Source organism: Chimaeribacter californicus (genome assembly GCF_002858675.1).
In the GTDB taxonomy this organism is placed as follows: domain Bacteria; phylum Pseudomonadota; class Gammaproteobacteria; order Enterobacterales; family Enterobacteriaceae; genus Chimaeribacter; species Chimaeribacter californicus.
Window position 1 is genome coordinate 476,136 of the sequence record NZ_PJZF01000001.1, and the last position, 21,367, is coordinate 497,502.

At 60.0% G+C, this 21,367-nt stretch carries 18 protein-coding genes; 11 read left to right on the forward strand and 7 right to left on the reverse strand.

Annotated elements, in window-relative coordinates:
• Positions 1–159: 159 nt before the first annotated feature.
• Entirely contained in the window at positions 160–1,134 is a 975-nt protein-coding gene (gene cysB / locus CYR55_RS02260) for an HTH-type transcriptional regulator CysB (RefSeq protein ID WP_101814522.1), read from the forward strand.
• A gap of 252 nt (positions 1,135–1,386) precedes the next feature.
• Entirely contained in the window at positions 1,387–4,059 is a 2,673-nt protein-coding gene (gene acnA / locus CYR55_RS02265) for an aconitate hydratase AcnA (protein ID WP_101814523.1), read from the forward strand.
• A gap of 91 nt (positions 4,060–4,150) precedes the next feature.
• On the opposite strand, the gene ribA is transcribed toward acnA, so the two are convergent.
• On the reverse strand, positions 4,151–4,747 hold the full coding sequence (gene ribA / locus CYR55_RS02270; protein ID WP_101814524.1) for a GTP cyclohydrolase II: 597 nt from the start codon (positions 4,745–4,747) through the stop codon (positions 4,151–4,153).
• A gap of 357 nt (positions 4,748–5,104) precedes the next feature.
• Between ribA and pgpB the strand changes: the two genes are divergently transcribed.
• From pgpB to yciH, 5 genes are all read left to right on the forward strand, one after another.
• Complete coding sequence (gene pgpB / locus CYR55_RS02275; protein ID WP_101814680.1) at positions 5,105–5,866, forward strand: phosphatidylglycerophosphatase B; 762 nt, start codon at positions 5,105–5,107, stop codon at positions 5,864–5,866.
• A gap of 208 nt (positions 5,867–6,074) precedes the next feature.
• Positions 6,075–6,383: a LapA family protein gene (locus CYR55_RS02280; protein ID WP_101814681.1), complete on the forward strand. Its 309-nt coding sequence runs from the start codon at positions 6,075–6,077 to the stop codon at positions 6,381–6,383.
• Positions 6,384–6,389: 6 nt separating this feature from the next.
• Complete coding sequence (lapB, locus tag CYR55_RS02285) at positions 6,390–7,559, forward strand: lipopolysaccharide assembly protein LapB (RefSeq protein ID WP_101814525.1); 1,170 nt, start codon at positions 6,390–6,392, stop codon at positions 7,557–7,559.
• A gap of 117 nt (positions 7,560–7,676) precedes the next feature.
• Positions 7,677–8,405 (forward strand): orotidine-5'-phosphate decarboxylase, encoded by a 729-nt coding sequence (gene pyrF / locus CYR55_RS02290; protein WP_101814526.1) that lies wholly within the window; start codon positions 7,677–7,679, stop codon positions 8,403–8,405.
• A gap of 10 nt (positions 8,406–8,415) precedes the next feature.
• Positions 8,416–8,742 carry a stress response translation initiation inhibitor YciH gene (gene yciH / locus CYR55_RS02295; protein ID WP_101814527.1) on the forward strand — a complete coding sequence of 109 codons (327 nt, stop codon included), beginning with the start codon at positions 8,416–8,418 and terminating at the stop codon, positions 8,740–8,742.
• Between the two features lie 317 nt (positions 8,743–9,059).
• On the opposite strand, the gene osmB is transcribed toward yciH, so the two are convergent.
• Positions 9,060–9,278, reverse strand: a complete 219-nt coding sequence (gene osmB, locus CYR55_RS02300) for an osmotically-inducible lipoprotein OsmB (RefSeq protein WP_072933019.1) — start codon at positions 9,276–9,278, stop codon at positions 9,060–9,062.
• A 450-nt stretch (positions 9,279–9,728) separates the two neighbouring features.
• Here osmB and araD point away from each other — a divergent pair, with 450 nt between their 5' ends.
• On the forward strand, positions 9,729–10,424 hold the full coding sequence (gene araD, locus CYR55_RS02305; RefSeq protein ID WP_101814528.1) for an L-ribulose-5-phosphate 4-epimerase: 696 nt from the start codon (positions 9,729–9,731) through the stop codon (positions 10,422–10,424).
• Positions 10,425–10,546: 122 nt separating this feature from the next.
• Here the strand turns inward: araD and CYR55_RS02310 are convergent, their stop codons facing one another.
• The 3 genes from CYR55_RS02310 to CYR55_RS02320 all read right to left on the reverse strand — a co-directional run bounded on the left by CYR55_RS02310 (position 10,547) and on the right by CYR55_RS02320 (position 14,697).
• The gene (locus CYR55_RS02310) at positions 10,547–11,293 is read right to left on the reverse strand and encodes a DeoR/GlpR family DNA-binding transcription regulator (protein ID WP_101814682.1); all 747 of its coding nucleotides are present in this window, start codon (positions 11,291–11,293) and stop codon (positions 10,547–10,549) included.
• A gap of 67 nt (positions 11,294–11,360) precedes the next feature.
• A complete protein-coding gene (locus CYR55_RS02315; RefSeq protein WP_101814529.1) occupies positions 11,361–13,793 on the reverse strand; it encodes a formate C-acetyltransferase/glycerol dehydratase family glycyl radical enzyme in 2,433 nt (810 codons plus the stop codon).
• A gap of 4 nt (positions 13,794–13,797) precedes the next feature.
• The gene (locus tag CYR55_RS02320; RefSeq protein WP_101814530.1) at positions 13,798–14,697 is read right to left on the reverse strand and encodes a glycyl-radical enzyme activating protein; all 900 of its coding nucleotides are present in this window, start codon (positions 14,695–14,697) and stop codon (positions 13,798–13,800) included.
• A 131-nt stretch (positions 14,698–14,828) separates the two neighbouring features.
• On the opposite strand from CYR55_RS02320, the gene fsa reads away from it, so the two are divergent.
• The 3 genes from fsa (at position 14,829) to CYR55_RS02335 (ending at position 18,808) form a co-directional block, all read left to right on the forward strand.
• Positions 14,829–15,494: a fructose-6-phosphate aldolase gene (gene fsa / locus CYR55_RS02325; protein WP_101814531.1), complete on the forward strand. Its 666-nt coding sequence runs from the start codon at positions 14,829–14,831 to the stop codon at positions 15,492–15,494.
• 299 nt (positions 15,495–15,793) lie between these two features.
• On the forward strand, positions 15,794–16,783 hold the full coding sequence (gene kdgT / locus CYR55_RS02330) for a 2-keto-3-deoxygluconate transporter (RefSeq protein WP_101814532.1): 990 nt from the start codon (positions 15,794–15,796) through the stop codon (positions 16,781–16,783).
• A 300-nt stretch (positions 16,784–17,083) separates the two neighbouring features.
• A complete protein-coding gene (locus CYR55_RS02335) occupies positions 17,084–18,808 on the forward strand; it encodes a hypothetical protein (protein WP_101814533.1) in 1,725 nt (574 codons plus the stop codon).
• 48 nt (positions 18,809–18,856) lie between these two features.
• On the opposite strand, the gene CYR55_RS02340 is transcribed toward CYR55_RS02335, so the two are convergent.
• Together CYR55_RS02340 and CYR55_RS02345 are read right to left on the reverse strand one after the other, a co-directional pair.
• A complete protein-coding gene (locus tag CYR55_RS02340) occupies positions 18,857–19,156 on the reverse strand; it encodes a YbdD/YjiX family protein (RefSeq protein ID WP_101814534.1) in 300 nt (99 codons plus the stop codon).
• Positions 19,149–21,215 (reverse strand): carbon starvation CstA family protein, encoded by a 2,067-nt coding sequence (locus tag CYR55_RS02345; protein WP_101814535.1) that lies wholly within the window; start codon positions 21,213–21,215, stop codon positions 19,149–19,151. Before CYR55_RS02345 ends, CYR55_RS02340 begins: the two co-directional genes overlap by 8 nt.
• Positions 21,216–21,367 lie beyond the last annotated feature (152 nt).

A 21,367-nucleotide genomic window follows, 5' to 3' on the forward strand; every position in this document is an offset into this window, starting at 1 on the left:
GTTATATAAAATCTTTTTTTATGTTTAATTGTCATTAACTGACCTGACTTCTTTCGCCCCGGCGTTACGCTTCCCCCGGCGATGCAGAGATCGGCGATACGCTTATCATCACTTGTCTGGCTGCCTGCGGGGCAGTGCTTAACCTAGGACGGTAAAGATATGAAATTGCAGCAGCTTCGTTACATTGTGGAAGTTGTCAATCACAACCTTAACGTCTCCTCGACGGCAGAAGGGCTTTACACCTCACAACCGGGCATCAGCAAACAGGTGCGGATGCTGGAAGACGAGCTGGGCATTCAGATCTTTGCCCGCAGCGGCAAACACCTTACGCAGGTTACCCCGGCCGGGCAGGAGATCATCCGCATCGCGCGCGAAGTGTTGTCTAAAGTGGACGCCATCAAAGCAGTCGCCGGTGAGCATACCTATCCCGACAAAGGCTCGCTCTATGTGGCCACCACCCACACCCAGGCGCGTTACGCTTTACCACAGGTGATCAAAGGCTTTATTGAGCGCTACCCGCGCGTCTCGCTGCATATGCACCAAGGGTCGCCGACCCAGATCGCCGAAGCGGTGTCCAAAGGCACCGCTGATTTCGCCATCGCCACCGAGGCGCTGCACCTGTATGACGATCTGGTGATGCTGCCGTGCTACCACTGGAACCGCGCCGTGGTGGTTCAGCCCGATCACCCGCTGGCCGGGAAAGAGCATGTCACCATTGAGGAGCTGGCGACCTACCCGATCGTCACTTACACCTTCGGTTTTACCGGCCGTTCCGAGCTGGACACCGCCTTTAACCGCGCCGGGCTGACGCCGCGCATCGTGTTTACGGCCACCGATGCGGATGTGATCAAAACCTACGTGCGGCTGGGGCTGGGCGTCGGGGTGATCGCCAGCATGGCGATTGACCCGGTGCAAGACCCGGATCTGGTCACGGTGGATGCGCGCGACATCTTCACCTACAGCACCACCAAAATCGGTTTCCGCCGCAGCACCTTCCTGCGCAGCTACATGTACGATTTCATCCACCGGTTCGCCCCGCACCTGACGCGCGACGTGGTAGACAGCGCGGTGTCACTGCGCTCCAACGAAGAGATCGAAGCGATGTTCAAAGACATCTCCCTGCCGGTGAAATAACCTGGTCTGCCGGGCATAGCCCGGCGGCTTTCCCTTTCTGCCCGTTCCCGCATTATTCTCTGTTTTGCCGATTTTCCCCTGCCATTAAGGGGTTGCGCCGATCGCCCTGATCAAAATGTGTTGTTATCAAAACGTTACACGCTGTTTGTGTTATCTTTAAATTAAGACGCACAAGCTGGCCGGGTATTGGCGGTATTCCGTTCACTGGCCGGATATTGTGTGACATGAACAGATCCAAATGGGAGGAGCGCCATGTCATCCGATCTTCGTGAGCAAAGTCAGAAAAAGCTGGACGCGCTGAATCACGAGTACCACTACCACAGCCTGAATACGGTCTCTGAGCAACTGGGGGACATCTCCCGCCTGCCGAAATCGATGAAGGTATTGCTGGAGAATCTGTTGCGCCATATTGATGGCGACACTGTCACCGAAGACGACCTGCGGGCGATGGTGGCCTGGCAGAAAACCGGCCACGCCAACCGTGAAATTGCCTACCGCCCGGCGCGCGTCCTGATGCAGGACTTCACCGGTGTACCGGCGGTGGTGGATCTGGCCGCAATGCGTGAGGCGGTAAAACGGCTGGGCGGGGCGGTGGATCAGGTTAACCCGCTGTCACCGGTCGATCTGGTGATTGACCACTCAGTGACGGTGGACGAGTACGGCACCACCAGCGCGTTTGACGAGAACGTGCGGCTGGAGATGGAGCGCAACCATGAGCGCTATCAGTTTCTGCGCTGGGGGCAGCAGGCGTTTAACCGCTTCCGCGTGGTGCCGCCGGGCACCGGCATCTGCCACCAGGTGAACCTGGAGTATCTCGGGCAGGCGGTGTGGCATGAGGAGCAGGACGGCAAAGAGATCGCCTACCCGGACACGCTGGTCGGTACTGATTCCCATACCACCATGATCAACGGCCTGGGCGTGCTTGGGTGGGGCGTCGGCGGTATTGAGGCGGAGGCCGCGATGCTCGGCCAGCCGGTTTCGATGCTGATCCCGGATGTGGTGGGCTTCAAACTCACCGGCAAACTGCGCGAAGGCATCACCGCCACCGATCTGGTGCTGACCGTGACCCAGATGCTGCGTAAGCATGGCGTGGTCGGCAAGTTTGTTGAATTCTATGGCGATGGGCTGGCAGATCTGCCGCTGGCGGATCGCTCCACCATTGCCAACATGGCGCCGGAATATGGCGCGACCTGCGGCTTCTTCCCGGTGGATGAGGTGACGCTCAGCTACATGAAACTCACCGGTCGCAGCGATGAGCAGATTGCGCTGGTGGAAAAATACACCCGCGAGCAGGGGCTGTGGCGGCACGAGGGCGACGAGCCGATCTTTACCAGCACGCTGTCGCTGGACATGGGCACGGTGCAGTCCAGCGTTTCCGGGCCGAAACGCCCGCAGGACAGGGTATCGCTGCCTGGTGTGCCGCAGGCGTTTACCGCCGCGACAGAACTGGATGTCAACGCCCGCGCCGGCAGTGAGGCCGAGACCATCACCCTGCGCGGCGAGGATATGCAACTGGAGAACGGCGCGGTGGTCATCGCTGCCATTACCTCCTGCACTAACACCTCCAACCCCAGCATTCTGATGGCGGCCGGGCTGGTGGCGAAAAAAGCGGTGGAACGCGGGCTGATGAGCAAGCCGTGGGTGAAAACCTCGCTGGCACCCGGCTCCATGGTGGTGACCAACTACCTGGCCAAAGCGGGGCTGATGAGCTATCTCGACAAGCTCGGCTTCAACCTGGTGGGCTACGGTTGTACCACCTGTATCGGCAACTCCGGCCCGCTGCTCGGGCCGATTGAGGAGGCGATCAAGGCCGGTGACCTGACGGTAGGCGCGGTGCTCTCCGGTAACCGTAACTTTGAAGGGCGCATCCACCCGCTGATCAAAACCAATTGGCTGGCCTCACCGCCGCTGGTGGTGGCCTATGCGCTGGCCGGCAACCTGAAGGTCAACCTCAGCGCAGACCCGCTCGGCACGGACAAACAGGGCAACCCGGTCTACCTGCATGAGATCTGGCCGAGTGCCAATGAGATCGCGCAGGCGGTGGAGCAGGTGCGTACGGAGATGTTCCTCAAAGAGTACTCTGAGGTGTTCAACGGCGATGAAAACTGGCAGGCGATTCAGGTGAAAGGCTCGCCGACCTACAGCTGGCAGGATGACTCCACCTATATCCGCCATTCGCCGTTCTTTGATGATATGGAAGCAGAGCCGAAAACGGTGCAGGACATCGAAGGCGCGCGCATCCTGCTGATGTTGGGCGACTCCGTCACCACTGACCACATCTCACCAGCGGGCAACATCAAGGCGGAAAGCCCGGCCGGGCATTATCTGCGCGATCATGGCGTAGAGAAGAATGACTTTAACTCCTACGGCTCACGCCGCGGCAACTATGAGGTGATGGTGCGCGGTACCTTTGCCAACGTGCGTATCCGTAACGAGCTGGTGCCGGGCGTGGAGGGTGGGGTGACCCGCCACCTGCCGTCCCAGGAACAGATGGCGGTGTATGACGCAGCGATGCGTTACCAGCAGGAGAAGGTGCCGCTGGCGGTGATTGCCGGTAAAGAGTATGGCTCCGGCTCCAGCCGTGACTGGGCGGCAAAAGGGCCGCGCCTGCTGGGGATCCGGGTGGTGATTGCCGAGTCGTTTGAGCGTATCCACCGCTCTAACCTGATCGGCATGGGCATTCTGCCGCTGGAGTTCCCGGAAGGGGTGACCCGCAAAACCCTGGCCCTGACCGGCGAGGAGCAGATCAGTATTCATGGCCTGCAAACCCTGTCACCGGGGCAGACGGTGAAAGTCACGCTGACCTATGCCGACGGCCATACCGCAGAGATCGATGCCCGCTGCCGCATCGATACCGGCAATGAGCTGACCTACTTCAACAATGACGGCATCCTGCATTATATGATCCGTAAAATGCTGGCATAACCGGCAAATTCACGGAAGCTGCCGGGGAATTCCCCCGGCAGGCCATAAAAAAGGGCACCCGCATGGGTGCCCTTTTTCGTGCCGGAACGGCTTATTTTTTCGGGTCGAGCAGGTGGCCCATTTTGGCCGCTTTGGTCGCCAGATAGTGCTCATTTTTCGGGTTGCGACCCACGATCAACGGCACACGTTCGGTGATGTTGATGCCGGCTTCCGTCAGGATCGCCACTTTTTTCGGGTTATTGGTCAGCAGGCGCACGGCGTCTACCCCCAGCAGCTTGAACATGTCCGCGCACAGCGTGAAGTCGCGCTCATCGGCGGCGAACCCGAGCTGGTGGTTGGCTTCCACGGTGTCAGCCCCTTTGTCCTGCAACGCATAGGCGCGGATCTTATTCAGCAGCCCGATGTTGCGCCCTTCCTGACGATGGTAAAGCAGGATGCCGCGCCCCTCTTCGGCAATCTGCGTCAGGGCGGCCTCCAGCTGGAAACCGCAATCGCAACGCAGGCTGAACAGGGCATCACCCGTCAGGCACTCTGAGTGTACGCGCGCCAGCACCGGCTCACTGACGGAGACGTCGCCGTACACCAGCGCCAGGTGATCCTGACCGGTGGCCAACTCTTCGAAGCCGACCATGAGGAAATCTCCCCACGGCGTCGGCAGTTTCGCTTCGGCGACCCGTTTAAGCTGCATGTTACTCTCCAAAAAAACTGATATTTGACGTTATTCTTGTTGCGCATCCTACGTTTTGTGGCGCGCCTTGACCAGCACTAAACCGCCGGGCGGCGGTTCATCCGGCCGCAGCCGGTACAGCAAAAAACAGACGCCGGGCAGCAAAAAGCCCGCCGATCGTGCTGGCTGGCTATCAAAACGGCTGATGACCTGCCGGTTAGCGGCAAAATTATGGCTATTCAAAATACTAGCGCACTTTGGCTGCGGTGAAATGGATTTATTGTGTCAAGCTTATGACAACGTGGTTAAATTAATGCTCATTTTTACAAGGACGGTACTATGCCTGAACACCGCACCCCCCCGATCACCGACGGCAGCCTGTTTGCCATCGTAAAACGGACCACCCTGGGCGCACTGCTGTTGCTGGTGATGCCGCTGGCGGTCTGGGCTTCCGGCTGGCAGTGGCAGCCGGGTGACGCCAGCGCCTTTTTGCGCGTCCTGTACTGGATAACCCAGACCGTGACCCGCCCCTGGGGCATCATCACCTCTGTGCTGCTGATCGCCTGGTTCCTGTGGTGCCTGCGTTTCCAGTTGCGCGGGGCGATCGGTCTGGCGCTGTTGCTGGCGGCGGCCATCCTGCTGGGCCAGCAACTCAAGAGCCTGGTGAAAGATCACGTCCAGGAGCCGCGGCCGTTTGTGGTCTGGATGGAGAAGCAATATCAGGTGGATAACCAGGCGTTCTACCAGCTCAAGCGGGCGGATCGCAGCGCGCTGGTGGAAGAGCAATTGCGGGACAACACCCAGGTGCCGCACTGGCTGAAAGCGCACTGGCAGTTTGAGACCGGCTTCGCGTTCCCATCCGGCCATACGATGTTTGCCGCCAGCTGGGCACTGCTCGGCATCGGCCTGTTATGGCCGCGCCGGCGCTATAAAACCATTGCGCTGCTGGTGGTCTGGGCAGTGGCGGTGATGGGCAGCCGGCTGGTGCTCGGCATGCACTGGCCGCGCGATCTGGCGATGGCGACCGTGATGAGCTGGGTGCTGGTGACAGTGGCCTGCTGTCTGGTTCAGCGCTTTATCGGCCCGCTGAACGTTGAGCGCGACGAGCATAAAGAGATTGCCGCACGCGAGAAAACCTGATCCCGGCGGCCCCGGCGCTTGTGTCAGCGCGCCGGCGGCCCCATATCCTCTCCCGGCCGTTGGGCACGCAGTGTGCAAATAGCGCCGGTAAGCGGCATTATCATGGCGCAGGGTTTCCCAGCCGCAATGGGAAGTGCTAACTTAATAGGTCAGGACGCCACAATGTTGGCTTAATTCATCCGGTTAACCCGGCATCACAGGAATGAATGTGAAATATCTGCTCATTTTTTTGGTCTTGCTGGTGATCATCGTGATTTCCATCACGTTAGGCGCCCATAACGATCAGGTTGTCACCTTTAATTATCTTCTCGCCCAGGGCGATTACCGCGTCTCTACTTTGCTGGCCACGCTGTTCGGTACCGGCTTCATCCTTGGCTGGGTCATCTGCGGCCTGTTCTATTTGCGCGTCCGCCTGTCCCTCTCCCGCGCACAGCGTAAAATCAAACGCCTGGAGCAGCAGATTGCACCGGCCGGTGAGAGCCTGCCAGTGGCGCAGACCTCTCTCAGCAAGGAATAACACCCTATGTTAGAGCTGCTGTTTCTGTTGTTGCCTGTGGCAGCCGCCTACGGCTGGTACATGGGGCACAGAAGTGCTCAACAGAACAAGCAACAGGAGGCGAACCGCCTGTCACGCGAATATGTGGCGGGGGTTAACTTCCTGCTTTCCAACCAGCAGGATAAAGCGGTGGATCTGTTCCTCGACATGTTAAAAGAGGACAGCAACACCGTGGAGGCCCACCTGACGCTGGGTAACCTGTTCCGTTCACGCGGCGAAGTGGACCGCGCCATTCGTATTCACCAGGCTCTGATGGAGAGCGCCTCACTGACCTTTGAGCAGCGGTTGCTGGCGGTGCAGCAACTGGGGCGTGACTACATGGCCGCCGGGTTCTACGACCGGGCGGAAGAGATGTTTACCCAGCTGATTAAAGAAGAGGATTTCCAGCACTCGGCGCTGCAACAGCTGCTGGTGATCCACCAGGCCACCAGCGACTGGCAAAAGGCGATTGATGTCGCTGAAAAACTCACCCGGCTGGGCAAAGAGGACAAACGGGTTGAGGTGGCGCACTTCTACTGTGAACTGGCGCTGCTGGCCATGGGCAGTGACGATCAGGAGAAGGCGATGGGGCTGCTGAAAAAGGCCTCCGCCGCAGACCGGAACTGTGCGCGCGTCTCCATCATGCAGGGCCGGATCTTTATGGCGCAACAGGCCTGGGCGAAAGCCGCCGCCGCGCTGGAGCAGGTGCTGGAGCAGGATAAAGAGATGGTCAGCGAAACCCTGCCGATGCTGCATGAATGCTTTACCCACCTGCAACAGCCCACTGAATGGACAGATTTCCTCAAGCGCTGCGTGGAGAGCAACACCGGCGCGATAGCTGAACTCTATCTGGCGGAGATCCTCGAACAGGACGAAGGCCGCGACGTGGCGCAGGTCTATATCAACCGGCAGCTCCAGCGCCACCCGACCATGCGCGTCTTCTACCGGCTGATGGATTATCACCTGGCGGACGCCGAAGAGGGGCGCGCCAAAGAGAGCCTGCAACTGCTGCGTGACATGGTGGGCGAGCAGATCCGCACCAAACCGCGCTACCGCTGCCATAAATGCGGCTTTACCGCCCATTCCCTCTATTGGCACTGTCCTTCCTGCCGGGCCTGGGCCTCGGTCAAACCTATCCGCGGCCTCGACGGCCAGTAAGCACGACGCCCTGTTGTGCTGCCCGGCGCGCGCTGGGCTTTCCCGCCGCTGCCATGTAGAATGCGGGCGGTAAAAATGGCGAACCCAGCCCAACCCCCCGCGTATAAGGATGAAGAAATGGCGTCTGTTCTCACCCCCACCTCCCGTGGCCCGGTCTCCTCACCGGTTGTTGTCGCACTGGACTATGCTGATCAGGCGGCCGCGCTGGCCTTTGCTGACCAGATTGACCCGCGTGACTGCCGCCTGAAAATCGGCAAGGAGATGTTCACCCTATTTGGGCCGCAACTGGTGCGCGACCTGCACAGCCGGGGGTTTGAGCTGTTTCTCGACCTGAAATTCCACGACATCCCCAACACCGTGGCCAAAGCGGTGGCTGCCGCCGCCGAACTGGGGGTATGGATGGTGAACGTGCATGCCGGCGGGGGCCGCCGGATGATGACCGCGGCCCGGGAGGCATTGCTGCCGTTCGGCGCAGATGCCCCGTTGCTGATTGCCGTTACCGTGCTGACCAGCATGGAGCAGAGCGATCTGGCGGAAGTCGGCATTGATCTCTCCCCGGCAGACCATGCGGAGCGGCTGGCACGCCTGACCCGCGACTGCGGGCTGGACGGCGTGGTCTGCTCCGCCCATGAAGCGGTGCGCCTCAAGCAGCAATGCGGCCGCGATTTCCAACTGGTGACGCCCGGCATCCGCCCGGCCGGCAGTGAGGCGGGCGACCAGCGCCGCATCATGACCCCCCAGCAGGCGCAGGCGGCGGGCGTGGACTATATGGTGATCGGGCGTCCGATTACCCAGTCTGCCGATCCGGCGGCTGCCCTGCGTACCATTCTGGCTGAGCTGGCCTGAGGAGAAGAGCATGGCACGTGATGATAACCCGCTGGTGTATTCCACCGGCAGCGGCCGGATTGTGGCCCCGGAGAGTAAACCGGCGCGCCCGAAAGGCGACGGCATCGTGCGTATTCAGCGCCAGACCAGCGGCCGCAAAGGCAAAGGCGTCTGCGTGATCAGCGGCGTGGATCTGGATGATACGGCGCTGGAGAAACTGGCGGCAGAGCTGAAGAAAAAATGCGGCTGCGGCGGGGCGGTGAAAGAGGGCGTGATTGAAATCCAGGGCGACAAGCGTGAACTGTTGCAGCAATTACTGGAAGCCAAAGGCATGAAAGTCAAACTGGCGGGCGGCTGACGGGTAAATGGATGAAAACTGCGGGCGCGCAATGCGCCCGCAGGTAACAACGTTGAGGTTGCTGGGCGTGAATAAACATCATACTTATCAAAATGCGTTCAGGTAACAGGTTAATTCAGTATCCCGGCGGATACCCCGGTTATTCCTGACGCAGTGCGGTTACCGCACCTTTTTTTATTATCAGACCTGAAATCTGTTATCGGCGTCCTGCCTGGCCTTCTCTTTTATAGAGAGTTGCCGGGTAAAGCGTGTGCCGGGGAAATAAACTGACCCAGACAGACCTTTCTTTACCTTTCTTTTCTTCCACGCTATGTCAATTAACGATCAACCTGATGACCAATAATCCCACCGATGGCTGCGCCGCCCAGAGTGCCCAGGGTGCTGCCGTCTGTGAGTACTGCGCCGCCCAGTGCGCCGGCACCGGCACCGATGGCGGTGTTACGGCCACGGTGGGACATGTTCGAACAGGCCGACAGGGAGAGGGCCAGGGTTGTGACCAGCACCACGGTGGTCAGGCGTTTATTTACTTTCATCATGTTTACTTCTCCTTGCAGGGGAATACGCCATATTCTGACTTAAGTGAAATTAATCAACTTAAGCCGGTACTGCTGTATTCATTATAGGCAATAATGCCCATTTCAGGGTCTCTGTATGGTATTCCACACAGCAGATTATCGGGAACATCAGAATTATCATTGGCATTCCCGTGGAATGCACCGGCTTTTTTGGTGTTCTATTTTACCGTGCGACAACAGGGTAACGAAAACAGCGTAAAAAAGCGTGCCGGACAAGGCGTATTCTATTTATTGCCGGCGCAGCGACTAGGTAAATATTCTTAATTTATTACAGCCGGAATTAGCGCCGCACAAAAAGACACAGATCGTGACACAGCAGGTTTCTACGCACTCTTCAGCGATTTCGCCCATACCGGGCGCCGGGCCGGGCTTCCAGAATAGGGCATCTGCGCAGTAACCAAGGACAAGACGATGCTTAACGAATTGAAACAACAGGTGCTGGAAGCGAACCTGGCCCTGCCGCGCCATAACCTGGTGACCTTTACCTGGGGAAATGTCAGCGCGGTTGACCGCGGGCAGGGGCTGCTGGTGATCAAACCCTCCGGTGTCGAGTATGCGCACATGACGGCAGAAGATATGGTGGTGGTGGAGCTGGAGAGCGGCCGCGTGGTGGAAGGCAACAAAAAACCCTCATCAGACACCGACACCCACCGGGTGCTCTACCTCAATTTTGAGCAGGTGGGCGGCATTGTGCATACCCACTCGCGCCATGCCACCATCTGGGCGCAGGCGGGGCAGGACATCCCGGCCTGGGGCACCACCCACGCGGACTACTTCTACGGCCCGATCCCCTGTACCCGGATGATGAATGAAGCGGAAATTGGCGGGCGGTATGAGTGGGAGACTGGCGAGGTGATCGTGAAAACCTTCCGTGAACGCAATATCGATCCGCAGGCGGTACCCGCGGTGCTGGTGCACTCCCACGGCCCGTTTGCCTGGGGCAGTGACGCCGATAACGCGGTACACAACGCCGTGGTGCTGGAAGAGGTGGCGTACATGGGCATTTTCTCGCGCCAGCTCACCCCGGACTTACCGGCGATGCAACCACAACTGCTGGACAAGCACTACCTGCGCAAGCACGGCAAAAATGCCTATTATGGTCAATAATAACCGGGGTCAATAATAACCGGGGTCAATGACAACCGGGGTCAATAATAGCTGGGGCCAATCACGCCGACGCCACGTCCCGACGTCCTCATTCCCTCTGACCGGCCTGCGGCAACGCAGGCCTATTCGCTGACCAAATCTACCGTAATCCCTTGCTGAGCCAGATACCCGGCATACTGCGGCGGCAGTTTATCGTCGGTGATCACCCGGCTGAAGGCGCTGGCGGCCCCGAGCACGTTCGGGGTGATCTGGCCGAATTTCGAGGAGTCGGTCAGCACAATATTTTCCGCCCCTTTCGCCAGCAGCGCGTTGACCACATCGGCGCGCATCATGTCCCGGCCGGTAAACCCGCTCTCCGGCGTAAAGCCGTCAATGCCGACAAACGCCTTGCTGAAATGCAATTGCTGGATGCAGAGGCGGGTCAGCGGGCCGACCACGGTTTCGCTCTCTTTCTGGTACATACCGCCCAACAGAATCACGTCACACGGGGTCGCACGCAGTAAATGGGCGATATAACTGCTGACGGTGATAAGCGTAATGTGCTTGCGCTCCGCCAGGTAGCGCGCCAGCAGGGCGTTGCTGCTGCCGCTCTCAATAAAGATGGTGTCGCCATCGTTCACCAGGGAAGCGGCGAACTGCGCCAGCTTCTGCTTCTGGGCGAAGTTGGACATCATCCGCGCGTCCAGATCGTCACTCTCAATCGCGACGGCGTAACCGTGAACGCGCTTGAGGTAGCTGCGCTGTTCAAGCCGGTTAAGATCCTGCCGGATAGTCACCTCAGAGACGCCGCATTGCTGGGCGAGCTCGCCCACGCTGACCCGGCGTTGTTGGTTTACCACCTGCATAATGTGTTGTTGTCGTGCGTTCATAGTGGCCCAGACAAAAAAGGGCAGCCGGGTGGCTGCCACAAAGTATCTTCTGAAAAAAAGAGGTTTCTCAGAGCGTGTGTTCAGTGCGCGCAATAATATCATCCTGCGCGTCCGGCGATAAAGCCGTAAAGAACGCCGAATAGCCGGCGACACGCACCACCAGGTCACGGTACTGATCCGGCTGCGCCTTGGCTGCCAGCAGGGTATCACGCGAAACGATATTGTACTGCACGTGCCAGCCGTGATGGACGTCAAAGAACGTGCGCAGCAGCGCCAGCAGTTTTTCGCGGTCACGCGGGTTCTCAAGCGTGGCCGGGTTGAGTTTCTGGTTCAGCAGCACGCCGCCGAGGATCGCCGCAGTCGGCAGTTTGCCCAGCGAGTTGAACACCGCCGTCGGGCCCAGGGTGTCGGTGCCGGACGCGGGGCTGGCACCCTCGGCCAGCGGGGTACCGGCCTTGCGCCCGTCCGGTGTCGCCGGGGTGGCCGCGCCGAACGGCACATTGGCAGAGATGGATGACGTCCCGGCGTAATAGGTGCCGCCCACCGGGCCACGGCCGAAGCGGGTATTGTGGTACTGCTTCAGCTCATCGATATACGTCTGGTAAGCGCGCACCAGCAGGTCATCTACCTCATCGCGGTCATTGCCGTACTTCGGCGCGCCGTTGATCAGCCGCTGGCGCAGTTTCTCGCCGTCCAGCCCGTCAAAATCGCTGGCCAGCGCCGCCGCCAGCTGTTGCTGGCCGATCACGCCCTGTTCAAACACCAGCGTGCGCACCGCCGCCAGGCTGTTGCCGAGGTTCGCAATGCCGACCTGCAACCCGGAAACCCAGTCATATTTTGCGCCGCCCTGTTTGATGCTCTTGCCGCGCTCAATACAGTCATCCACCAGCGCTGAGCAGAGAATGTCATGGGCGTTCTCCTCCAGCACCGTATCCACCACACATTCAATCTCAACCGATTTGCGGGTGTAGTAGCGGATCTGGCGGTCCCAGGCCGCCATCACCTCATCAAACCGGGTGAAATTGCCTTTGGAGAGCGCCTGTTCCTGCGGCAGGAACACCCGGCCGCTCTGGCTGTCCCGCCCCTGTTCCAGCGCCGCCAGCATCACGCGGGCGAAGTTGATAAAGCTCATGCCGGTGCAGCGGTAGCCCCATTTGCCGCCCACGGCGGTTTCAATGCAGCCGATGGCGGCATAATCGTAGGCATCCTCACGCGAAACGCCCAGCTTGATAAACTCCGGGATCACAATCTCATCGTTGTTGAACGCCGGCATCCCGAAGCCGCAGCGGATCACCTGTACACAGGCATCCATAAAATCATCACTGATACCGCTGTGGTAACGCACGCTGAGGTTCGGCTGGGTGGAGCGCAACCGGCCGCAGGACTCCAGCACCCCATAGGAGAGGGGGTTAACCGCGTCCACCGCCCGGCCATCTGCCCAGCGCTGGCCGCCAATGGTGACGTTCTGGTAGAGCGGGCTGCCGGCGGAGGCTTTGGAGTGGCTGCCGGAGCGGATTTTGTTCACTTCCAGCAGTTTCAGCCAGCAGCTGTTCAGCAGCTCAATCGCCTGTTCACGCGGCAGTTGCCCGGTCAGCTCCACATCCCGCCGGTACCACGGGTAGAGGTACTGGTCGAGGCGGCCGAAGGAAACCGAATGGCCGTTAGACTCAATCTGCAACACCAGTTGCACGAAATAGCAGAGCTGCAGCGCCTGCCAGAAGGTTTGCGGCGGCTGGTGGGCGATCAGGTCACCGTTAGCCGCTATCGCCTGCAACTCATCCCGGCGGGCAGGGCGGGTCTCTTCCGCGGCCATGCGCCGCGCCAGATCGGCAAAACGTAAAATGTGGTCGCTGAGCGCGCCCAGCGTAATATCAATCGCCTTCAGGAACTGCTCTTTATGCAGGTCGTCCCAGTCGGTCAGCGCCAGCCGCCCGCGGCGTTCACTGACTTTTTCACGCAGGCCATCCAGCCCGAGCTCCAGCAGCAACGGGTAGTTCACCGCCAGGTGGGCGTCACCGGAGGTCATGTTGCCTTCGGCCTTGATGATGCCCGCCTCCAGCAGCGCTTTCTGCTCATCCGTGAACATGCCGTAGCAGCGATCCTGCACCGTCTGGCCGCGCCACCACGGGCAGACCCGGTGCAGCACGGTTTTATCCTGTTCCGAGACGGCGAACCCGGCCCCGGGGCGATCCGCCAGATCGTCGATCTCTTTCTCAATCCAGCCCACGGTATATTCCGGGAAAATCGGCGCGGCGCGCACCCGGCTCGCCTGGTTGCCGACGATCAGCTCGTCATGCTTAATCCAGATGGTGCGTTGCGCCAGGTGGTGAGCCAGGGCCAGTGCGCGGCGCACCGGCAGCGGCTTGTCCTGATGCTGCTGGTACATCTCGGTGTAGTGCTGCGCCCGCTCGGTGCAGATCGGCGGTTTAACAATCGCCACCAGCGCTGCTTTGTGGGCGCGGATACGGTCACTCAGGGTATCAAGGTTGAGTTGGGTCATGGTGCTATCCTCTTAACAGGGCGTTCAGGCCGCGCCGCCGGGCATAGTGCCGGGCAAAGGCCAGCAGCGCCGGATCATCCAGCGGCGTGGCCGGTGCGGTGTAAGGCTGGTTCAACAGGGCATACTTATTGATGCCGAGCGTGTGATAGGGCAGAAAATGGATCTCTTTGCAGCAGGTTTCGTCTGCGGCAAAATCGATGATGGCGCGCAGCGAGGCGCAGTCCGCATTGAAACCGGGGATCACCGGCACCCGCACAATCACCGGCACCCCGGCCTGGGCCAGGCGGCGGAAATTGCTCATCACCCGCCGGGCGGAGCCGCCGGTCCAGTCGCGGAAACGCGCCTCATCCACGTGTTTCAGGTCAGCGAGCAGCAGCGACAGGTGCGGCAGGGAGGGCGCAATATAACGCCACGGCACATGCAGGCAGCTCTCCACGGCGGTGTGCAGCTCCTCAGCCCGGCAGCGCTGCAACAGGGCGGCGCAGGTGTCCGGCTGCATAAAGGGTTCGCCGCCGGAAAGGGTGATGCCGCCGCCGCTGCGCTGGTAGAAGGGGCGGTCACGCAGCAGGGTCGCCATCACTGAATCCAGGTTCAGCGCCTCACCGCAGAGTGACAGCGCGCCGCTGGGGCAGGCGGCAGCCAGTGCCTGCTGGTCAGCGTCGGTCAGGCGTTCACGGTGCAGCGTCAGCTGATCCTGGTGATGCGTCACCGCCTCCGGGCAGCGCTGGCTGCATTCGCGGCAACCGGCAATGCACAGGCGCGGGTCGAACAGCAGGTCAGGCGTGCGGGCGCGGCTTTCCGGGTTCTGGCACCAGCGGCAGCTCAGCGAGCAGCCTTTTAAAAACACCACGGTGCGGATGCCGGGGCCATCGTGGGTTGAGTAACGTTGAAGATTAAACAGCATAGCGCCTCCGTTTCGTTCGGAGATTAAAGTGCTTTCGAACGAAAGTTATATTGACGTGTGTCAAGAAGAGGGCGGCTTTATCCGTTACCATGCGGGCAGTGTGATGTTGCCCGACTAATCAGGAGAGTGAGATGGAGCTATATCTGGATACGGCAGACGTAAATGCCGTCAAACGCCTGGCGCGCATTCTGCCGCTGCATGGCGTGACCACCAACCCGACCATTGTGGCCCGTGCCGGTAAACCGTTATGGGACGTCCTGCCGGCGCTGCGGGATGCGCTGGGCGGCACCGGCAAACTGTTTGCCCAGGTGCTGGCAGAGGACGCAGACCACATGGTGGCAGAGGCGCAGTTGCTGACGCAGCGCGTGCCGGGGCTGGTGGTGAAAGTGCCGGTGAACGGCGAAGGGCTGGCGGCGCTGAAAACGCTGAAAACCCTCGGCATCCCGACGCTCGGCACGGCGGTGTACGCCGCCGGGCAGGGGTTGCTGGGCGCGCTGGCCGGGGCGGAGTATGTGGCCCCTTACGTAAACCGGCTGGATGCGCAGGGCAGTGACGGCATTGCCATGGTGCGCCAGTTGCAATCACTGCTGGATCAGCACGCCCCGGACGCCAGTGTGCTGGCCGCCAGTTTCCGCACCCCGCGTCAGGCGGTGGATTGCCTGCTGGCCGGTTGCCGCGCCATTACCCTGCCGGTGGATGTGGCGGAGCAGCTGTTTACCGCCCCGGCGGTGGATGCCGCGATTCAGGCTTTCGGTAATGACTGGCAGGGCGCTTTCGGTACCCGGCTGCTGAGCTGATACACCCCCCATCCGCTGAAGCCTGCCGCCCGGCAGGCTTTTTTACGCCTGCAATCTGTCTGTTTTATCACCCATTCTGAGATAAATGAGACCGCATGAGATTTTTTTAGCCCTCCCAAGCGTAGTTGAACTGCCTGCGTCACAAAAATAGAAACGGCGTTTCATAAATGCGGGCGAGATCATTTTTATTCACTATGTAAACGTTTAACTTACTCACCCATTGGCTCATCAATGAATGAGGCCGGCTGGTACCAGTGGCCCGCATCCGTTTTCTTAGTTCTCTGAGGCGAAAAAGTCCCATGCAAATTAAACGTGCGATAGAAAAAATTCCGGGTGGCATGATGCTGGTGCCGTTGTTTATTGGGGCGCTGTGCCACACCTTTGCGCCTGATGCCGGGAAATATTTTGGTTCCTTTACCAATGGCCTGATCGCCGGTACGGTGCCGATCCTGGCCGTCTGGTTCTTCTGTATGGGCGCGTCGATCAAGCTGAGCGCCACCGGGACCGTGCTGCGCAAATCCGGTACGCTGGTGTTAACGAAAATCGCGGTTGCCTGGATTGTGGCAGCGGTAGCCTCCCGGGTGTTGCCGGAAAATGGGGTGGAGATCGGCTTCTTTGCCGGGCTGTCCACGCTGGCGCTGGTGGCCGCGATGGACATGACCAACGGCGGGCTGTACGCCTCCATCATGCAGCAGTACGGCACCAAAGAGGAGGCGGGGGCCTTTGTGCTGATGTCGCTGGAGTCCGGCCCGCTGATGACCATGATCATCCTCGGCACCGCAGGCATCGCCTCCTTTGAGCCGCACGTGTTTGTCGGGGCGGTGCTGCCGTTCCTGGTGGGCTTTGCGCTCGGCAACCTTGACCCGGAACTGCGTGACTTCTTCGGCAAGGCGGTGCAGACGCTGATCCCATTCTTCGCCTTTGCCCTGGGCAACACCATCAACCTGAGCGTGATTGCCCAGACCGGCCTGCTGGGTATCCTGCTGGGGGTGATGGTGATCATTATTACCGGTATTCCATTGATCCTGGCGGATAAATTCCTGGGCGGCGGCGACGGCACGGCGGGTATTGCCGCCTCCAGTTCGGCCGGGGCGGCGGTGGCTACCCCGGTGCTGATCGCAGAAATGGTACCGGAGTTCCGCAGTGTGGCCCCGGCCGCCACGGCGCTGGTGGCGACGTCAGTGATTGTCACCTCAGTGCTGGTGCCGATTATTACTGCCATCTGGTCAAGAAAAGTAAAGAGTGCCCGTAAAAGCAGCCTTGACCAGCAGGCCGCGCGCATTAAATAAGCCATTTATATCCGTTATCTGCATGCCCCACCCTCACCAGGTGGGGTTTTTTATAGGGCCTGCCTTCGTCGCCGGGCATTTTCCTCCGGTACTATCCTGCTGTTTCTTCAGGCGCTGTTTTGCTTAAACATTAACAGTGTTGTTTATTGATGTTTGTTGACTCCTCACTGCCCACGGTTTCGCTAGTCTTTGGCTTGCTGGGAGGCGAAAAATCATTATCGCCCCTTAAGTTAGCGATTCGTACCTGCCACGGGGTTTTGTGATTATGCAGGTGTTCATAGTGAACAGGAGGAAGTAACCATGGCTACACAATGCCTTGATATCGTCGCTTTACGCAAAGTTGAACCGACTACCGATGGCGAAACCATTAACGTCGCCAGCTATTACAGCAACGTGACCTATACCGACAGCATCCCTAACGGCGGTGGCCTCTTTGCCTATGATGCCAAAGACACCACCAGCGTAGACAATGGCGGCTCAGTGATTGTCACTGCTGGCGGCAAGCGCTGGAAACGCATGGATACCCAGCTGTTGCCGGTGCATTTCGGTTGCCGCCCCGGCGGCAGCATTGACTGCACCACGCAGATGAAAGCCTATGTGGCGGCCTCGGCCGGTAAAGTGGTGGATTTCCGCTTTGGCCCGTGGCGCGTCAGTGCCACCATCGACCTGACCAACGTCACGCGTATTGTGGCGGACCAGGCGGGCCGGTTTAAAGTCAAACCAAGCGGCTTCGTCGGCGATTATGTGCTGACACTGGGGGACCCGACCAAAGCAGCCAACGCGGGGCGCACCAGCCGCCAGATCATTGACGGCTCATTAGTGGTGGAGTGCGACAGCCGGGATACGGTGCTGAACGGAATCTATATGAAAGGTCAATGGTTTGTCGGTGAGCATGTCCGCGCGCAAGGGTTCAACGGTATCGGTATTCACCAGGACACCATCTGGGACTCCACCTTCCAGCGGCTGAGCGTGGAGCGCTGCGGTAACCTGAATGATTATGCGCTGGTGATGGGGTCAGATTCGGATACCCAGAACGCCACCCACATTGTGTCGGTGCAGTGTGAGCAGGCGTACCATCGCGGCATCAAGATCGCCAACAAGGTGCGGAATGTGATCAACAACATCCACGCCGAGCGGCTGATTATCCTGACCGAAGATGACGGCACCACCGGGCTGGCGTCCGGCCTGAAGTACCTCAACCACAGCATCGTCACCGGTAACTCGATTATCCAGCAGGTAATTATTGACGCCGACAAACTCGATAACACCACCCAGCAGACGGTGGGGGTGTCGCTGGTGCCGTCGATCTACCTGGCGGCTGACCGTTCGGAGTTCCGCAACTGGAACTGCGGCTCGTCAGTGGTGAGCACCGCCTACGGCACCAAGTCGATTTTCTCGACCTGCCTGTTCAGCTCCTGGTACATCAAGGCGCCGACCTACGACATTACAGTAATGGAACCGGCCATCTCCAATGTGTTCCAGGTTGAGTCAGATATGGACATCATCAACCCTACCGTGGCGAACCTGTCGTTCTTCTACAACGCCGGTAAGGTGAAGATTATCAAGGGGAATATCACCAACGTCAGCTTCCCGAACAATATCCGCGGAGACATCACCTTCATGGGCAGTTACATCAGCGGCGACATCACCGGTACCAAAGTGCCGGTGGCCGGGTATGCCCCGGTGACTTTCACTGACTGTAACTTCACCGGCACCATCAGCGGGGCTTACCGCCAGAGCGCCATCCTCAATGGCGGGCGGGCCGACAAGGTGGACCTGGTGAACGGTGCGGCGATTGTGTTCAATAACGTATTAATGGACAGTTTCAACTACACCGGCGAACGGGGGTTCGTGACCCGTGGCTGCCGCGCCACGACGGTGACCAAATGGGCGACGCCGTCCGGCACCAACTACCCTATCGGGACAATTACCGAAAGGTTAGGGGCAGACACGGCCAAAGCGGGGATTATCTTTGTCAATACCGATGGGGCGCTGACCTGGTCTTCCATTGCCAAGGTGGCCTAAGCGGCACCACCCGTCAGAACGGCTCCTTGCGGAGCCGTTTTTTTTGCCTCAGCAGGGGCATTTCCCCAGTTTTCCGCCCTGGCTGGGGAAGCGCGCCTCCAGGCAGTAACGGTGGAAGGCCCGCTCACTCATCGGCACGTCACCAGGGTGGTGCAGCCGGTGGTGGCGCAGGTAGGCCTGGTAATCATGCACGCCGACCATTAACCGGAAGCTTTGCGCCAGCCGGCGGAACACCAGGCGCACCCGGCTGTTCAGGGTCTGCGGCGGCGCGTCCGCCAGCGGGTGACAAGACCGGATTGTCAACACTGCCGGGCGCGGCACGGCCAGTATCAGAGAATGTTCAGCCATGCGTCACCTCCCGGCGCAACCGCACCTCGGTTTCATGGGTGGTCGGCTGGCTGGAGCGCAATGCCCGGCGGATCACGAAGAAGGCGGAAATCAGCATCGTTACCGCCACCAGCATAAAGAAGGCGCACAGTGCGGCGTTAATCTGGTTGGCAAACACAATGGTTTCCATGTCTTTCAGCGATTTGGCCGGGGCGATCACCGTACCGGCGTCAATCCCGGCGGAGAACTTGCGCGCCTGCGCCAGAAAGCCGATCGCCGGTTTCTCATGGAAAATCTTCTGCCAGCCGGCGGTCATCGAAGTGATAAACAGCCAGGCGGTGGGCAACAGCGTGACCCAGGCGTAGCGCTGCTTTTTCATCTTGAACAGCACCACGGTGCCGAGGATCAGCGCCATCGAGGCCAGCATCTGGTTGCCGATGCCGAACAGCGGCCACAGGGTATTGATGCCGCCGAGCGGGTCGATCACCCCCTGATAAACGAAGAAGCCCCAGCCGGCCACCGCCACGGTCGTCCCGGCCATATTGCCGAGCCATGAGCGGTTATTCGCCAGCCCCGGCACCACTACGCCCGCCAGATCCTGCACCATAAAACGGCAGGCACGGGTACCGGCATCCACCGCCGTCAGGATAAACAGCGCCTCAAACAAGATGGCAAAATGGTACCAGAACGCCATCATGGCGCGGCTGTTGAACACCTCGGTGATGATATGCGCCATGCCCACGGCGAAGGTCGGCGCGCCGCCGGCGCGGGAGAGGATCGAGGTTTCGCCCACGTCACGCGCAATCTGCGTCAGCAGATCCGGCGTCACCACAAAGCCCCAGCCGTTGATCGCCTGCGAGGCGCTCTCCACTGTGGTGCCGATCAGCGCCGCCGGGGAGTTCATGGCGAAGTAGACGCCCGGGTCAATCACCGAGGCGCAGATCAGCGCCATGATCGCCACAAAGGATTCCATCAGCATCGCGCCATAGCCGATAACGCGGATATGGCTTTCGCGCTCAATCAGTTTCGGCGTGGTGCCGCTGGAGACCAGCGCATGGAAGCCGGAAATAGAGCCGCAGGCGATGGTAATAAACAGGAACGGGAACAGGCTGCCGGCAAACACCGGGCCGGAACCATCAATAAAGCGCGACACCGCCGGCATTTTCATCTCCGGCATGGCGAACACAATGCCCACCGCCAGCCCGACGATCACGCCGATTTTCAGGAAGGTGGAGAGGTAATCACGCGGGGCCAGCAGCAGCCACACCGGCAGCACCGACGCCACAAAGCCATAAATCACCAGCACCCAGGTCAGCGCGGTGCCGGAGAGGGTAAAGAACGGCCCCCAGTAGGGGTCTTGCGCCACGTTGCCGCCGTAGATAATCGCCAGCATCATCAGCACAAACCCGATAACCGAGACTTCCGCGATTTTGCCGGGGCGGATAAAGCGCATATACACGCCCATCAGCAGCGCAATCGGGATGGTCGCGGCAATGGTAAACAGGCCCCAGGGGCTGTTGGCCAGCGCTTTGACCACCACCAGCGCCAGCGCCGACAGGATGATGATCATTACCCCCAGCGCGCCGAGCATGGTCACCACCCCGGCGAACGCCCCCAGCTCCTGCTTCGCCATTTCGCCCAGCGAGCGGCCGTCGCGGCGGGTCGAGATAAACAGGATCAGGAAATCCTGCACGGCACCGGCCAGCATCACGCCGATCAAAATCCACAGCGTGCCGGGCAGAAAGCCCATCTGCGCCGCCAGGATCGGCCCGACCAGCGGCCCGGCCCCGGCAATCGCCGCGAAGTGGTGGCCGAACAGCACCCACTTATTGGTCGGCACATAGTCCAGCCCGTCGTTTCGGCGCTCCGCCGGGGTCATGCGGCGGTCATCCAGCTCAAACACCTTTGTCGCGATGAACCGGCTGTAAAAACGGTAAGCGATGCTGTAACAGGCCACGGCGGCCACCACCAGCCACACGGCGTTGACCGCCTCGCCACGGCTCAGGGCCAGCATGGCAAAGGCCACCGCACCGAGTAACGCCACCGCTAACCAGATAAGCCTGGTTTTGACGTTGTTCATGGAAACTGCTCCTTGTATCTGTAGGGGAGGAAGGGGGAAATGCGCGGCCGGGGGCAGGGCGCGGCGTGCCGTTAACCACCTGTAACCCCGGCTAAACTTTTGTAACCTGTTAACCATAGGGATTGTGGCGCGCTTGAGAAGCGGGGCTGCGA

Excerpts from the sequence above, each read along its gene's own strand:
- cysB (WP_101814522.1), top strand. The coding sequence starts at position 160 with ATGAAATTGCAGCAGCTTCGTTACATTGTGGAAGTTGTCAATCACAAC.
- acnA (WP_101814523.1), top strand. The coding sequence starts at position 1,387 with ATGTCATCCGATCTTCGTGAGCAAAGTCAGAAAAAGCTGGACGCGCTG.
- ribA (WP_101814524.1), bottom strand. The coding sequence starts at position 4,747 with ATGCAGCTTAAACGGGTCGCCGAAGCGAAACTGCCGACGCCGTGGGGA.
- lapB (WP_101814525.1), top strand. The coding sequence starts at position 6,390 with ATGTTAGAGCTGCTGTTTCTGTTGTTGCCTGTGGCAGCCGCCTACGGC.
- pyrF (WP_101814526.1), top strand. The coding sequence starts at position 7,677 with ATGGCGTCTGTTCTCACCCCCACCTCCCGTGGCCCGGTCTCCTCACCG.
- yciH (WP_101814527.1), top strand. The coding sequence starts at position 8,416 with ATGGCACGTGATGATAACCCGCTGGTGTATTCCACCGGCAGCGGCCGG.
- osmB (WP_072933019.1), bottom strand. The coding sequence starts at position 9,278 with ATGATGAAAGTAAATAAACGCCTGACCACCGTGGTGCTGGTCACAACC.
- araD (WP_101814528.1), top strand. The coding sequence starts at position 9,729 with ATGCTTAACGAATTGAAACAACAGGTGCTGGAAGCGAACCTGGCCCTG.
- CYR55_RS02310 (WP_101814682.1), bottom strand. The coding sequence starts at position 11,293 with ATGAACGCACGACAACAACACATTATGCAGGTGGTAAACCAACAACGC.
- CYR55_RS02315 (WP_101814529.1), bottom strand. The coding sequence starts at position 13,793 with ATGACCCAACTCAACCTTGATACCCTGAGTGACCGTATCCGCGCCCAC.
- CYR55_RS02320 (WP_101814530.1), bottom strand. The coding sequence starts at position 14,697 with ATGCTGTTTAATCTTCAACGTTACTCAACCCACGATGGCCCCGGCATC.
- fsa (WP_101814531.1), top strand. The coding sequence starts at position 14,829 with ATGGAGCTATATCTGGATACGGCAGACGTAAATGCCGTCAAACGCCTG.
- kdgT (WP_101814532.1), top strand. The coding sequence starts at position 15,794 with ATGCAAATTAAACGTGCGATAGAAAAAATTCCGGGTGGCATGATGCTG.
- CYR55_RS02335 (WP_101814533.1), top strand. The coding sequence starts at position 17,084 with ATGGCTACACAATGCCTTGATATCGTCGCTTTACGCAAAGTTGAACCG.
- CYR55_RS02340 (WP_101814534.1), bottom strand. The coding sequence starts at position 19,156 with ATGGCTGAACATTCTCTGATACTGGCCGTGCCGCGCCCGGCAGTGTTG.
- CYR55_RS02345 (WP_101814535.1), bottom strand. The coding sequence starts at position 21,215 with ATGAACAACGTCAAAACCAGGCTTATCTGGTTAGCGGTGGCGTTACTC.